This is a genomic window from Ramlibacter sp. (assembly GCF_028291745.1).
In the GTDB taxonomy this organism is placed as follows: domain Bacteria; phylum Pseudomonadota; class Gammaproteobacteria; order Burkholderiales; family Burkholderiaceae_C; genus Ramlibacter.
On sequence record NZ_JAQGNQ010000039.1, the window covers coordinates 18,586 to 32,575 of the forward strand.

14 protein-coding genes and 1 pseudogene are annotated in these 13,990 nt (G+C 67.1%); 6 read left to right on the forward strand and 9 right to left on the reverse strand.

Going from position 1 to position 13,990, the window contains the following annotated elements; genetic code table 11:
* Window positions 1-26 precede the first annotated feature (26 nt).
* The 4 genes from JWP60_RS06055 to JWP60_RS06070 form a co-directional block, all read right to left on the reverse strand.
* Window positions 27-860 (reverse strand): alpha/beta hydrolase, encoded by an 834-nt coding sequence (locus JWP60_RS06055; protein WP_299787791.1) that lies wholly within the window; start codon window positions 858-860, stop codon window positions 27-29.
* Window positions 857-1,285 (reverse strand): SRPBCC domain-containing protein, encoded by a 429-nt coding sequence (locus tag JWP60_RS06060; protein ID WP_299787794.1) that lies wholly within the window; start codon window positions 1,283-1,285, stop codon window positions 857-859. Before JWP60_RS06060 ends, JWP60_RS06055 begins: the two co-directional genes overlap by 4 nt.
* Window positions 1,286-1,352: 67 nt before the next feature.
* A complete protein-coding gene (locus JWP60_RS06065) occupies window positions 1,353-1,709 on the reverse strand; it encodes a metalloregulator ArsR/SmtB family transcription factor (protein ID WP_299787797.1) in 357 nt (118 codons plus the stop codon).
* Between the two features lie 335 nt (window positions 1,710-2,044).
* Entirely contained in the window at window positions 2,045-2,941 is an 897-nt protein-coding gene (locus JWP60_RS06070) for a LysR family transcriptional regulator (RefSeq protein WP_299787800.1), read from the reverse strand.
* Window positions 2,942-3,178: 237 nt separating this feature from the next.
* On the opposite strand from JWP60_RS06070, the gene JWP60_RS06075 reads away from it, so the two are divergent.
* The 5 genes from JWP60_RS06075 to JWP60_RS06095 all read left to right on the forward strand — a co-directional run bounded on the left by JWP60_RS06075 (window position 3,179) and on the right by JWP60_RS06095 (window position 8,599).
* Window positions 3,179-4,018, forward strand: coding sequence for a tripartite tricarboxylate transporter substrate binding protein (locus JWP60_RS06075; RefSeq protein ID WP_299787803.1), 840 nt, complete (start codon window positions 3,179-3,181; stop codon window positions 4,016-4,018).
* Window positions 4,019-4,031: 13 nt separating this feature from the next.
* Window positions 4,032-6,140, forward strand: a complete 2,109-nt coding sequence (locus JWP60_RS06080) for an acetate--CoA ligase family protein (protein ID WP_363320830.1) — start codon at window positions 4,032-4,034, stop codon at window positions 6,138-6,140.
* Window positions 6,137-6,919: an enoyl-CoA hydratase/isomerase family protein gene (locus JWP60_RS06085; protein ID WP_299787806.1), complete on the forward strand. Its 783-nt coding sequence runs from the start codon at window positions 6,137-6,139 to the stop codon at window positions 6,917-6,919. Before JWP60_RS06080 ends, JWP60_RS06085 begins: the two co-directional genes overlap by 4 nt.
* A complete protein-coding gene (locus tag JWP60_RS06090) occupies window positions 6,916-8,349 on the forward strand; it encodes an aldehyde dehydrogenase family protein (RefSeq protein WP_299787809.1) in 1,434 nt (477 codons plus the stop codon). The genes JWP60_RS06085 and JWP60_RS06090 overlap by 4 nt, the downstream gene beginning before the upstream one ends.
* Window positions 8,350-8,443: 94 nt before the next feature.
* Entirely contained in the window at window positions 8,444-8,599 is a 156-nt protein-coding gene (locus JWP60_RS06095) for a hypothetical protein (protein ID WP_299787812.1), read from the forward strand.
* Between the two features lie 244 nt (window positions 8,600-8,843).
* Here the strand turns inward: JWP60_RS06095 and JWP60_RS06100 are convergent, their stop codons facing one another.
* A complete protein-coding gene (locus tag JWP60_RS06100) occupies window positions 8,844-9,092 on the reverse strand; it encodes a hypothetical protein (protein ID WP_299787815.1) in 249 nt (82 codons plus the stop codon).
* A gap of 338 nt (window positions 9,093-9,430) precedes the next feature.
* Between JWP60_RS06100 and JWP60_RS06105 the strand changes: the two genes are divergently transcribed.
* Window positions 9,431-10,564: an MBL fold metallo-hydrolase gene (locus JWP60_RS06105; RefSeq protein WP_299787818.1), complete on the forward strand. Its 1,134-nt coding sequence runs from the start codon at window positions 9,431-9,433 to the stop codon at window positions 10,562-10,564.
* A 100-nt stretch (window positions 10,565-10,664) separates the two neighbouring features.
* Here JWP60_RS06105 and JWP60_RS06110 read toward each other — a convergent pair.
* The 4 genes and pseudogenes from JWP60_RS06110 to JWP60_RS06125 form a co-directional block, all read right to left on the reverse strand.
* A pseudogene (locus JWP60_RS06110) lies at window positions 10,665-11,198 on the reverse strand (IS30 family transposase); the annotation flags it as partial.
* Window positions 11,199-11,309: 111 nt separating this feature from the next.
* Window positions 11,310-12,290, reverse strand: a complete 981-nt coding sequence (locus JWP60_RS06115; RefSeq protein WP_299787827.1) for an MDR family oxidoreductase — start codon at window positions 12,288-12,290, stop codon at window positions 11,310-11,312.
* A gap of 207 nt (window positions 12,291-12,497) precedes the next feature.
* Window positions 12,498-13,685 (reverse strand): alpha-hydroxy acid oxidase, encoded by a 1,188-nt coding sequence (locus tag JWP60_RS06120; protein ID WP_363320831.1) that lies wholly within the window; start codon window positions 13,683-13,685, stop codon window positions 12,498-12,500.
* 19 nt (window positions 13,686-13,704) lie between these two features.
* Window positions 13,705-13,990: tripartite tricarboxylate transporter substrate-binding protein (locus JWP60_RS06125; RefSeq protein WP_299787821.1), on the reverse strand; the 286-nt coding region annotated here is incomplete at its 5' end.

The window sequence follows — 13,990 nt, forward strand, 5'->3', positions numbered from 1 at the left end:
GTGCATCTTAAGCACGAGGCGGGCCGTCAGGTTGTCTGCGCGTGAGGTTCGAAGAAACGAACCAGGAGCGGTGCGAGCGCCGTGGGCTTCAAATCGTGCGTTTGGCCCTCCAGCACCACGCAATGAGCAGAAGGAAGCGCGGCGCACAACGCGCGATTCCCGTTTTGCATCCACGGCGGGCTCTTGCCGCCGATAACGACCTGAGCGAGGGTTGTAAGTGCTTCCCACTCGGAGCCGTCCAGGGGCTGGCCGCGCTGGTATCTCTCCACAATCGCGCCGTCGTACGGAAGCGTATGTGCAACGGCCTTCAGTTTGGACCAGAACGGTAGGATGGGCATGACAGCCACGGCTAACCGTGGGAGGCCGATCGACTTGAGGAACGTGCGCACTGCCGTGCCGCTCGAGCCGCGCGAGACAGCTTCTGCGATCTGCCCCCAGTCTTTTTGGGTTGGCTCGTGGCCACCCTCAACGATGCACGGCGCCTCGTAAACTGAAACCTTTCTAATTTTCTCCGGATGCACAGCTGCATACTTCAGCGCCAGCAGCGCGCCGGACGACATCCCCCACAAGCACACGCTGCCGCCGGCCGCCTCGACAACGGCATCGAGGTCCTCGAGCTCGCGCTGGACCGCGTAACGGTTGCTGTCGGCGCTGAGCCCACGCCCGCGGCGGTCATATTGGTACACACGGAAGTGCTTGGCTAGGCAGCTTGCAAGTGCATCGCCCGGACCCATCCCGCTGTAGCACAACGCACCGTCCACGAGCACGACGGCAGGCCCTGTGCCGCTCCTATGCAATGCGATTCGGGTACCGTCGGCCGAAGTGACGCCACCTGCTGTTCTGGTGTGGTCAATGCTCATGCAGCGCCACCTTGAAGGGACCTGACAAGTCGGTCCAAGTTGGCCAGCGTGCGCCCCGTGCCCTCGTCCACGCGCATGGCCAACAGCGAGTCCCGATCCTCAGGCAAGGCGCAATCGATAGTCATGGCAAATCCCGTGCACGTACCTTGATCGGTGAACAGGAGCGTGGAAGTAGCGGACCTACCAACGGCGAGGTCTACACGCATGACCAAGCGCTCGGGCGGTGCAATCTCCTGATACACACCCGTGAACTCGTGACCGCCGGAGCTGGACGGGTTCACGAATCGGAAGCGTCCACCAGGCCTCAGGTCGATTTCGCAGGCCTGAAGTGGCGTGCCGATCGGATCCCACCAGCGGCTCACGTGCTGGGGCTGCGTCCAGGCTTCGAACACGAGCGTGCGCGGCGCTCCAAAAAAGCGCGTCATGAGGATTTGTCGCTCGTTCGGCAGAGTGACACTAAAGCCGCCTGCCGACGACGAGGCCTGGGTTGCATTACTTCTTTCCCGCATAGCCGCCTTCCCTTTGCTGCAATGTTTGTAGGTATGAGTCCAGCGACTCAAGCCGCCCTGACCACGCTTCCGAGAACGAGGCGAGCCACAGCGTCACGTCGCGCAGCGGGGCAGCGACCAGCGCGCGAGGCCGCCTCTGCGCATCTCGCCTCGTGGCGACAAGCCCTGCGCGCTCAAGGACTCGCAGGTGTTTGGTGATGGATGGCTGCGAAATTCCAAACGGTATCGCCAGCTCGCCCACGTCCGCTTCGCCGAGATGCAAGCGCTCGAGGATGGCTCGACGAGTCGGGTGGGCCAACGCGGCGAACGTGAGACTGGGTCTGTCGGTGGGTACATCCATTGCCATATGGGTATATTACCATCTGGGAATGTAAATGCGCAAGCAACACCTGGGCAAACCTGTTCCTGAAAGGCTTGAGTGATTAGCGCCCCAGCACCCGCGGCGCGAAAAGGAGCCGCGAGATGGTCGACAGACGGAAGAGCCCAGGAAGAAGGTCAGGTAGTTCGTAGTGGCAGAAGGATTGGCGGCATCCGGAAAGTTGGCCGCTCGGATGAGTGGCCACAGCGGCGAGGTCGACGTGACTGCACCCGGGCTCCGGGTATCGATGCGGTGGCGCCTTGTACCGCTGTTCGGCGTCGCGCTCGCCCACGCTGCGCGACCGCGCCGCTTCGAAATCAGCCCACCAGATTGGGCGCGAGCGCACGGATTCGCGAGGCCACGTGTCGCGCGGCGCGTGACACAGGCCGCCGAGTGGTCAATGCCAGAGCGATCGTGCGGCGGATACCTGGGTTTACGACCTTGGCCGCTCCCACCTTGCCTCGGGCCAGCTCCTCCTGCACGGCCATGAGCGGCAACAGGGTGTAGGCGTGGCCGGAGAGCGCCACGTCCGTCATGCTGCCCGAGCTGTCGACTTCCATGGCCACGTCTAGCCGCATGCCGTGACGGCGCGAGAGCTGGTCGAGAGTGGCCCTCAAGCCATTGGGCGTGGAAGGCAGGACCAGGGGGACGCCGCTAAGCGCCTTGAATGCAATGCTGGCGTGGCCAAGCAGCGGCGCCGCGGCCTTGCCAATCAGGTAGGTGTCAGCCGTGCCCAGCACCTCCTCGCCGCGCCCGGGCTTCGCCCCGTAGCGATTGATCACCGCGAGGTCCAAGCGTCCTGCGGCGAGTTGCTCGTCCAAGTTGCCGCTGAATCCTTCGGCCGCATGGAGGGTCACTCCGGGCGCGGTGGCACGAAGGTCGGCAAACAGCAGCGGCAACAGCTGGCGGGCGAGCGAGGGCAACACGCCCACGTGCACTGTGCCGGTGGGCACCCCGGCCGATTCGGTTGCGATCGCCTCAAGCCGCTGCACCTGGTCCAACGCGCAGCGCACGTCGGGGAGCATACGCCGGCCGAATTCGGACAGCACCATGCCGCGGCCGGTGCGCTCGAACAGGCGATCGCCCCACGCACTTTCCAGCGCCGCAATGTGCCGGCTGATCAGGGATTCGGCCAAGCCGGTGGCGGCGCCGGCGCGGGCCAGCGAGCCCTGCTCCGCCACGTGGACGAACGACTGCAGCTGCTTCAGGTTCATGCCTGCACTTTAATGCAAGGCTGAATTGCCTCGTTTGCCCTTTCTGACAACCCCCAGTGGCGCCTAAGCTGCCCCCGAATCAATCAGGAGACATCAGCGATGCGCCTTCCTCGTCTGCTCTACGCCGCGGCCGCGACCCTGCTCCTGGTTGCACCGGGTGCCCAGGCCCAGGACTCCTATCCCCGCCAGCCGGTCACGTTGGTCGCGCCTTTTCCTGCTGGCGGGCCAACCGACGCCATGGCGCGCGTGCTCGCACAGCAGCTCGGAGAACGGCTTGGCCAGCCCGTGATCGTCGAAAACAAAGGTGGCGCCGGCGGGGGCATCGCCGCCGAGGCAGTAGCGCGTGCGACTCCCGATGGCTACACCCTGTTCTTCGGCACCACCGGCACACTTGCGATCAACCCCAGCCTCTATCGGCACCTGCGCTACGACCCGGTGAAGGACTTCGCGCCGGTGAGCCTGATGGCCACCACAATGAACGTGCTCGTGGTCAACCCCCGCCTAGCCGCCGACGACTTGTCCGGCCTGATCAAACTCGCCAAGGACAAGCCCGGCGATCTCACCTTCGGCTCCGCGGGCAACGGCAGCTCCAACCACCTCTCGGGCGAGCTGTTCCGCACCGAGGCGGGCGGCTTGCAGATCACACACGTGCCTTACAAGGGCAGCGCGCCGGCGCTGGTCGACCTGTTGGGTGGCCGCATCTCGATGATGTTCGACACGATCTCGCAGCAGACGCAAAACATCGCGCTGGGCAAGGTTCGCGCACTGGCCGTCACGGGGCCGAAACGCTCGCCTTTGCTGCCCCAGGTGCCGACCGCGCAGGAAGCAGGCCTGAAGAATTTCGATGTGACCATCTGGTTTGGCGTGTTGGCGCCGGCGGGTACGCCAGTTCCCATCCTGGACCGCCTCAGCCGCGACATCCGTGCGGTGATGGAGACCGCCGATATGAAGAAGCTGATGCTGGCACAGGGCGCGGAGGCCAAGCCAACCACGCCCGCTGAATTCTCGGCCCTGATCAAGCATGACATCTCCAAGTGGGGCCCGGTGGTCAAAGCCTGCGGCGCCTCCCTCGACTAAGGACTCCCTAAAAGTGAATTCCATCGATCCGCGGCTGGCCGCCATGTTCCGGCCGCGCAGCGTTGCCGTGGTTGGCGCCACCGAAGACCGCAACCGCGTAGGCGGCCGCCCACTGCATTACCTTCGCGGTTGCGCCTTCCAGGGCGCCGTCTACCCGATCAACCCAAAGCGCGATTCGATCCAGGGCTACCGAGCCTACGCCTCCCTGGAGCAACTACCCGAGGCGCCGGACGTGGCGGTGGTCGCAGTCGGTGGCGATCAAGTGCTTGAAGTGATCCGCCAGTGCGCGGCGCGCGGCGTGCGCAGCGCAGTGGTCATGAGCTCCGGCTTCGGTGAGACGGGCGCACAAGGCGCTGTGCGCCAAGCGCAGCTGGTCTCCGAGGCCCGCGCGCTCGGCGTACGGCTGATGGGTCCGAATGCTCAGGGTGTCGCCAACTTCCAGACCGGTGCGGTCCTCAACTTCAGCACGATGTTCATGGAGGTGGCGCCGCAAGACGGCCCGGTCGCGGTGATCAGCCAGAGCGGCGCCGCCAGCGTAATGCCCTACGCGCTGCTGCGCGAACGCGGCGTGGGCGTGCGCTACGTGGTCGCCTCCGGCAACGACGCCGACGCCTCGGTCTGCGAACTCGCGCTCGTCGCGGCAGCCGATCCCGACATCCGTGTGCTCCTGCTGTACATCGAGTCCCTCGCAAATCCTGCGGTGCTGGCCGAGGTGGCGCGGCTGGCGCGGGAACGTGGCGCCGCGGTGGTGGCGCTGAAATCCGGGCGAAGCGCTCATGGCGCAAAGGCGGCGGCGTCGCACACCGGCGCGCTCGTCAACAACGACGCCCTGGTAGACGCCTTCTTTGCTGCCCACGGGATCTGGCGCGCCGACGACGTACACGGCCTGGTGAACGCGGTGGAGCTTTATCTGGCCTGCGGGCTGCGACCGGCACAGCGGCTGATGGTCATGAGCCACAGCGGCGCCGTTGGCGTGGTCTGCGCCGATTCGGCGGAGCGCTTAGGCCTGCCGTTGGCAGAGCTGGATCGCGGTACCGTGCAGTTGCTCGCGCACATCATGCCGCGCTTTGCGACCGCGCAAAACCCGGTGGACCTCACCGCTTCGTTGATGACGGACGGTGCGATGTTCGGTCGAACGCTCGACGCGCTGGCCGCGGACCCGCAGGGAGACATGTTCCTGGTGGGCGTTCCCGTGGCCGGCGAAGGCTACGACCTGCCTGGTATGGCGGCCGACACCGCGCGCTTCCTACGCCGCACGGGCAAGCCCGTGGCGGTCTCCGCGCCGCAGGCTTCGGTGCGCAGCGCCTTTCGCGAAGCCCACGTGCCGGTGTTCGGACACGAGACCGACGCCCTGGCGGCGCTGCACCAGGTGAGCCGGCATGCCGCGCTCGTGCACTCGGCGGCGCTTCGCGCGGCGGTCGCGTCTGCGGAGCGGTTCGCGCTGCCGGCGGGCACCAGCCGCACGCTGAGCGAGGCGGACAGCCTTGCATTGCTACAGCGGGCTGGCCTGCCCGTCGCGCCGCATCGTCTATGTCACTCGCCGCGCGAGGCCCTCCAGGCCTGGCGCGAGCTGGGCCCGGAAGTAGTTGTGAAAGCCTGCTCCGCCACCATCCCGCACAAGTCCGAACATGCGCTGGTGTTCCTGGACCTATGCAACGAGAACGACGTGCTGCACTGCTATGAGGAGTGCGTCGCCCGCGTTCGGGCCCTGCAGCAGCCGCTGGACGGGGTGCTCGTGGCGCGGCGCGTGCGCGGCCGGCGCGAGTTCGCCCTGGGGGTACGCCAAGACCCGATGTTCGGCACCGCCGTGATGGTGAGCGACGGGGGCAAGTACGTGGAGGCGCTGCGCGACTTCTTCGTGCTGCTGCATCCGTTCACCGAACAGGACGTGCTCGACCAGCTCGCCGGGCTGCGCATTGCCCCAGTGCTCGCCGGCGTCCGCGGCGAACCACCCGTGGACCTGCAGGTGGTCGCGCGTGCGGCGGTGGCGCTCGGCCGCTTTGCCGCGGCGCACGCGGAGGAGATCGAGTCGATCGACGTCAACCCGCTCATCGCCGGCGCGTCCGGCGAAGGCGGTTGGGCGGTCGACGCCGTGATCGAACGACACGAAGGACAGCAATGACAGCCGCCCATGCCGTCACCGTGGAACTCGATGGCCGCATCGCCATCGTCTGCCTGAACCGGCCGGCCGCCATGAACGCGGTCAACGACGCGCTGCGCGACGGCCTGTCGGGCGCGTTGCGCCGGCTCGATGTGGGCGACCAGGTGGATGCGATCGTGCTCACCGGAAGCGGCGAGCGCGCTTTCTGTGCCGGCCAGGACCTGGAGGAGTCGAGGGGCATGACAACGGCGACGCTGGCCGGCTGGCTGAATCGCCAGCATGCGATGTACCAGGCAGTGCGCGACGTGGCCAAGCCCGTCGTGGCCGCCCTCAACGGCACGGCTGTGGGCGCCGGATTCCAGATGGCCCTGATGTGCGACCTGCGTGTGGCGCACGCCGGGCTCAAGATGGGCCAGCCCGAGGTGCGCGCGGGACTCGCGAGCATCGTCGGCTCCTACCTGATGTCGCTGCAGATCGGCCATTCGCTGAACCAGCAGCTGTCGCTCACTGGGGAGCTGATCGACGGCGCCCGCGCGCACGCTCTCGGCTTGGTCAACGACCTGGTGCTGCAGCAGGACGTGCTCGCGCGTGCGCTGCAGCGGGCGCGCGAACTGGCCGCCCTGCCGCCGACCGCTGTGCGCATGACCAAGCAGCGCTTTCGCGAGCGCACGCAGGCCGGCTTCGAGGAGGCCTGTAACGCCGGTATCCGCTACCAGCTAGAGTGCTACGCCTCCGGCGAGCCGGCGCGGCTGATGGAGGCTTTCCTGGCCAAGCGCCATCGTAAGGACACGCACGCATGAACAAGCACCAGCACCTCTTCATCGGAGGCGCTTGGCGCGCCGCTGGAGGCACGAGCGAGTTGCCCGTCACCGATTGCTACACCGAGCAGGTGTTCGCCAGCTACCGCAGCGCCTCGCGCGCCGACGTCGACACTGCGGTGCGCGCTGCGCGCGCCGCCTTCGCCGGCTGGTCGGCCACACCGCTTGCCGCGCGAATTGCGGCTGTGCGCCGGGTGGCCGCGGGCCTGAGGGATCGCGCCAACACGATTGCCCGCGTTATCTCGCGCGAGGTCGGCATGCCGGCCAAGCTGTCGGCCCGCATCCAGGCCGGCGCGCCGATCGCCGCCTGGGACCAGTACGCGGAACTCGCCGCGCAGCTCGAATGGGAAACGCGCATCGGGCATTCGCTGGTACAGCAAGTGCCCGTGGGCGTGGTGGCCTGCATCGCGCCGTGGAACTATCCGCTCCACCAGGTCACCGCCAAAGTGGCGCCGGCGTTGCTGTCGGGCTGCACCGTAGTGCTGAAGCCCTCGGAACTCGCGCCCTCGAGCGCGTTCCTGCTGGCCGAAGCCGTCGAAGAGGCCGGCCTGCCGCCCGGCGTGTTCAACCTCGTGCACGGCACGGGGCCGGACGTAGGCGAAGCGCTGGTCACGCACCCACACGTGGACATGGTGTCCTTCACCGGGTCCACGCGCGCGGGCCAGCGCATCGCCGCATTCGCTGGCCAGGACATAAAGCGCGTGGCGCTGGAGTTGGGTGGCAAATCCGCCGCTGTGGTGCTGCCCGGCGCCGATTTGGCGGCCGCCGTCAAAGCCACGCTGGGCAGTTGCTTCCTCAACTCCGGCCAGACCTGTTCTGCCGCGACCCGGCTGCTGGTTCCTCGGGAGAGTGCGCAAGAGGCCGCAGACCTGGCCGCGGAACTCGCGCCCGCCTGGGCGATGGGTGATCCGGCCGACCCGGCGACCCGGCTCGGTCCGCTGGTTTCGCAGGCGCAACGCGACAAGGTTTGCTCCATGGTGCATGCGGCGCTGGCTGCCGGCGCCGAACTGGTCACGCGCGATCGGACGTTGCCGGCGACAGGCTTCTTTTTCCCGCCGACGGTGCTGGATCACGTCACTCCGGAGATGGTCATTGCCCGGGAGGAGGTTTTCGGCCCCGTGCTCGTGGTGATGGCCTACGACAGCGTAGAGGAGGCTATCGCGATCGCCAACGGGACCGAGTACGGCCTTGCCGCCACGGTTTGGGGGCCCTCCCCCGCCGCCGCCCTGCCCGTCGCCCGCCGGCTGCGCGCGGGTCAGGTCGACGTCAACGGCGCGCCGTTCAATCCGCAGGCTCCATTCGGCGGTTTTCGCCATTCGGGCCTGGGCCGTGAGAACGGCCGCCGCGGCATCGAGGAGTTCCTCGAGCCAGTTTCCCTTCAGCTGCCTGCCGCCTACTTCGACACTCCATGAGCCACCAACAGATCCGAACCACCCTTGAGGGTGCGACCGCCGTCATCACCCTGAACCGCCCCGAGCGCATGAGTGCGCTGACGAAGTGCGTGTGATGAAGCGCCAGCTCTGGGAAGCGCCCTACCAGACGCTCGGTCAAGTCGTGGCTTTGGCCAACGCAGAGATGTTCACCAGCCTGCAAAGCGACGACTTCCGGGAAGGCGTTGCCCACTTCCAGGAGCGGCGCCCGGCGAGCTTCAGCGGACGCTGAGTTGGACAGCCACTCAGGTCGGCTCGTCGTCGCCACCACTGAATCCGGCCGCATGCAGTGGTGCGAATCGCACCGATTCTCGATCGTCCGCGCCATGGTCCGCGACCGGTCGACTGGAATCCCAGGCGGGAATGGCAATGCGTCGCAGAGCGCCGCTTTGCCCAAACCAGCAACTTCACCGCAGGTCTGCGGTGCAAGCCGAAATCCTGCCCCCGCTGCGAGGCGGCGGACCCCGTAGGCTGCCTCAGGTCGCCGGTCCGGTTTCCTGCACGCACTTGTTCACATTGCTGGCCTTCGCTGCGCCCGCTAGCTTCTTATCGGCGGCCGCAGCTTCGCATTTGGTTTTCGCGCCCGCCTCGCACTTGTTGACGAACGAGTTCCGGGCTGCGCCGGACAGCTTCTTGTCCTTCGCGGCTGCCATGCAAGCCGAGTCTGCGGCATGCGCCAGAGAGGCTGCGAAGGAGAGCACGATCATCGGGACAAGCTTCTTCAAGGCAGTTCTCCAGTGGCTGGCAAAAATGAGCCGGGGTATTCTTGCATCGGCGCGCTAGCCGACCCTCCCGCCGCCTGAACCCGATACCTGGCAAGCGGCCGAACTGTATCCCTTGAGAATATAGCGGCCTATGCACTCGGATCGCCGCGTGGGGAGCAGTTGCCTCAGCCAAGCCCGCGGCACTGAACAAACGGGCGTAAGGCAAAGGTCGGTCATGCTAGGTAACGCTCAGCGCAAGCCGCCTCAATGCTGGTGCTGGCCGATTTCTGCCCTTCGACGGTATCGCGTTTATCCTCTCCCTGGTGGACGCTTCAATCCGTCCATTCATGAGGGCACGCATGAAGTCACTTGGCAGCTGGGCCGCAGGTGCGCGGCTGGAACGCATGAAGGCCTCGCCGCTAGGGGCCGGAGACCGTTTCCGCAACGTGCATCCGGTCCTGCCGGGGCTGCGCGATCCGCAGGCCAGGATGCCCTCGCTCACGGACTTCCTCTGCGGCGGGGAACGGCGCGTGCCGCTCGCGCGGCTGCCGGCCGTGGATCCGCAGGACACCTGGGCGCGAGCGCCCGCCAGCGGCCTCCGCGTGACCTGGCTCGGCCACTCCACGCTGCTGCTCGAGATCGACGGCCTGCGCGTGCTCACCGATCCAGTTTGGGGTCCGCGCGCGTCGCCCTCGCGCTTCGCCGGTCCGAAGCGCTTCCAGCCCGTGCCGGTGCCTTTGCGCAAGATGCCGCCGCTGGACCTGGTGCTGGTCTCGCACGACCACTACGACCACCTGGACTATCCCACGATCCGCGAGCTTGCCCATGTCGACGTGCCCTTCGTCACCTCGCTCGGTGTCGGTGCCCACCTCGAGGCCTGGGGCGTGCAAGCCGAGCGCATCGTCGAGCTCGACTGGTGGGAGTCGCACCGGCTTCCCGGCACCGGCCTCACCGTGACTGCCGCGCCTTCGCAGCACTTCTCCGGCCGGGGACTGAAGGACCGCAACGCGACGCTCTGGTCTTCCCTGGTCCTGCGTTCGGCGCACCACGCCGTGTTCTTCAGCGGAGATACCGGCCTGACGACGGAATACCAGTCCATCCGAGAGCGGCTGGGGCCGTTCGACCTGGTGATGCTGGAGGTCGGCGCCTTCCATCCGGCCTGGGGCGATATCCACCTCGGGCCGAAGAACGCACTGGAGGCGCTGCGGCTGCTGGGTGGCGGGCCATTCCTGCCGATCCACTGGGGCACCTTCAGCCTGGCGATGCATCCATGGGACGACCCCGCCGAGACCTTGCTGGAACTGGGGCCGAACATGGGCGCGCAACTCGTCATGCCGCGCCTCGGAGAACCGGTGGAGCCTGCGCAAGTGCCAGACGTGAAGCCTTGGTGGCGAGGCGTCGACGAGCGTGCAGCGCTCGCGCGCCCTCAAGCCGCCGAGACACCGGCGTCGGTTGAAGGCCTGCCGAAGGAGATGCCTTGGCCCATCGACTGATGCAGACACTCGCCAAGCCAAGCTCGGTGCCCTGGTGATGGCATACCGATGACGAGGCAGCCAACACCTGCACCTGCCACGGCCGCTGTTGGCTGCGGATTCAGCCGGTCGACGCAACGACTTCGGTATACATCTCGGCTGGCGCCTGAACTCGAGAGTCTTCCTGGGTCGCTCATTGAGCTTCCTGGCCACGGCATTCAGTCTTGTCTGTGAGTAGCCGGAGATGTCGACGCCTTTGGGGACATACTGGCGCAGCAGGCCGTTAGTGTTCTCATTTGTCCCGCGCTGCCACGGGTTCTGCGGGTCGCAGAAGTAGACCTTGATGTCTGTGGCTAGCGTGAATCGCTTGTGGGCTGCCATCTCATGGCCGCGGTCCCAGGTGAGCCACTTGTAGAGCTCATGCGGCAGCTTGCGAGCGTGCCTGATCAGGGCTTTGAGGACCGTCTCCGTATCGGTGGCCTCCACTATCACCAGCATAACGTAGCGCGTTTGCTGTTCGACCAACGTCGCGATCTGGCTGCTGCGAACGCCAAAGAGCAGGTCACCTTCCTAGTGGCCAGGAACCGCACGGTCTTCCACTGAGGGCCGGGCGCTCGCTGATCGAGATGGCGTCGCTGATCTTCCCGTGCTCGTCCCTGCAGCGCTGCCCGCCCAGCGGAGATTCTGTGGGGTCGCGCATCACCCCAGGCGAGAGAGGACTCCAGGAGGGGCAATGCGAGCCTTCCGCACTCGCCTTCGAACCCCGCTAGCCAACGTCTACGACCAGACGGCCGCTCACCTTCCCGGCAAGCAGGTCGTCCGCGGCGGGGATGGCCCGCTCCAGCGGCACGGCTTCGGCCATCGCACCGATCACCGCCGGTGCCAGGCCCCGGGCCAGGCGCTTCCACACTGCCGCGCGCTTCGCCGCGGGATAGGAGACACTGTCGATGCCCGCCAGCGTGATACCGCGCAGGATGAATGGCGCAACGCTGGCGGGGAAGTCCATGCCCTGTGCAAGACCGCAGGCGGTGACCACACCCCCGTAACGCGTGGCCGCGCAAGCATTCGCGAGCGTGTGGCTGCCGACGCTATCCACCACACCCGCCCAACGTTCCTTGGCAAGAGGCCGTCCGGGCTGCGAGAACTGGTCGCGCTGCAGGATTTCGCTCGCTCCGAGTTGGCGCAGGCGATCGCCCTCCGACGTGCGACCCGTGACCGCGGCCACCTTGAAACCGGCGCTAGCGAGCAGCGCCACCGCGAAGCCCCCCACCCCACCGCCGGCACCCGTGACCAGCACCTCGCCCTCATCGGGTGTGACGCCGTGCGCCTCGAGGGCCATCACGCACAGCATCGCGGTGAAGCCCGCGGTCCCGATGGACATCGCTGCGCGCGCATCGAGGCCTGACGGCAAGCGCACCAGCTTGCCTCCGTCGACGCGCGCCATCTGCGCCAGACCGCCGAAGCTCGCTTCGCCATGGCCCCAGCCGGTGAGCACGACCTGGTCGCCGGGGCGCCAGGCGCCGCTCGTGCAGCTCTCGACTTCACCCGCGAAATCGATACCGGGAACCATCGGAAACTTGCGGACCACGGGCGACTTGCCGGTGATGGCGAGGCCATCCTTGTAGTTGAGGGACGACCAGCGCACGCGCACCAGCGTGTCGCCTTCGGGCAATGCCGCGGTGTCGATTTCCTTGAGGGTGGCCTCGGTTCGGCCGGCGGACTGCTCCAGCCAGATTGCCTTGAACAACATGAACTCCAGTACGGTGAAGTGAGAACGAGGAAGAAACGGATCGGTCGCGAGGAGGTGAAGCGCCTGTTGACAGTCAGGAGCGCGATGTTCCGCCACAGGCGTTGGACGGAAAGTTGCAGCGGGCAATGTTGATGGCCGCGTCTGCCAACTGCGGCAAGCCGCGCTCGCCGGCGGCTCGCACTCGCCGATCGCGGAGCTGCATGATCACGGCGGCGAGATTGGCGAGGACAGGCACCGACCTGGCTGAAGCAAGCCCGCTCCGACGTTGCGGATGTCCGCGGTGCCGAGCAGCGAAAGGTTGCGCTGGATCTCCGCCTTCAGGATGTCGATCACGCGGCCGACGCCAGCCTGGCCCGCGATGGTCGCTCCATAGAGCATGGGCCGACCCAGGAAGACGATGCGAGCGCCGAGCGCGACCGCCTTGAGTACGTCCGCGCCGCGGCGAAAGCCCCCGTCGATCATCAAGGGGAAGTCGGCCGGAACCGCCGCCTTGATTGCCGGAAGGGCGAGCAGCGGCGCCATCGCCCCATCGAGCTGGCGCCCGCCATGGTTGGAGACGATCACGCCATCGAGCTTGCGGGCCGCCGCCTCGCGTGCGTCCGCGGGATGGAGGATGCCCTTCACGACCAGCCGTCCGGGCCAGCGTTCCCGCAGCCAGCTCAGGTGCTCCCAGGTCAGCAGCTCCCGGCCGCCGCGAAAGCCTTGTGCCGGCTCCTCGGTGATCGCCGGGCCGATCTCTTCGTACAGGTTGGTGAAGCGTGGCACGCCGGATGTGAGCAGCGTGCGGGCCAGCACGTCTACCAGCCAGCGTGGATGCAGCATGCCGTCCCAGGCCAGCCGGGCACTGGGACGAAAGGGAATCAGGAAGCCGTTGCGCAGGTTGTTCTCGCGGTTGCCGGCCACCGGCGTATCGCAGGTGACGACCAACACGTCGACGGCAGCGCGTTGCAGCCGCTGCAGGATGCGGCCCAGGCGCGCGGTGTCGCCGGGGAAGTAGCCCTGGTACCAGATGCCAGGGGTTTCCCGCTGCAACTGCTCCATCGGCATGGTCGAAGCGCCACTCAGGATGAAGGGCAGCTCCGCCGCCTGTGCCGCGCGCGCCAGGGCCAGCTCGCACTCGTGGCGGCAGATCGCCGTCACGCCCATGGGCGCGACGCCGATGGGTGACGCGTAGCGCCGGCCCCAGAGTTCCACGGACTGCGAGACACCGGCCACGCCGCTCAGGCCGCGCGGACGGAACATCAAGGTCTCGAAGGCCTCGCGGTTCGCGCGCAGCGACACGCTGTCTTCCGTGCCACCAGCAACGAACTCGTGGACAAGACGCGGCAGGCGGCGGCGTGCCGCGCGCTCGAAATCCGCGACGCTGAGAAATCGATCGAGGCGGATGATCAGGCTCCCGCTCGCGTCGCGCTCATTGGGCGGTCACGCCGGCGGTCTTGACGATCTTCGCGTACGTGGCGATCTCGGAGCGGATGAACTGACCGAATTCCGCACCGCTCGTGCCCGAGGCATCGAGTCCCAGGGCCACAAGCCTCTCCTTGACGTCCGGCATGGCCAGGATGTGCTGCAGCTCCTGACTGAGCTTTGAAACGATGGGAGCCGGCGTGCTGGCGGGCGCCACGAGGCCGTACCAGGTGCCGGTCTCGAAGCCGGGCAGCACGGTTTCGCTCAGCGTCGGCACTTCGGGGAAGGCCGCG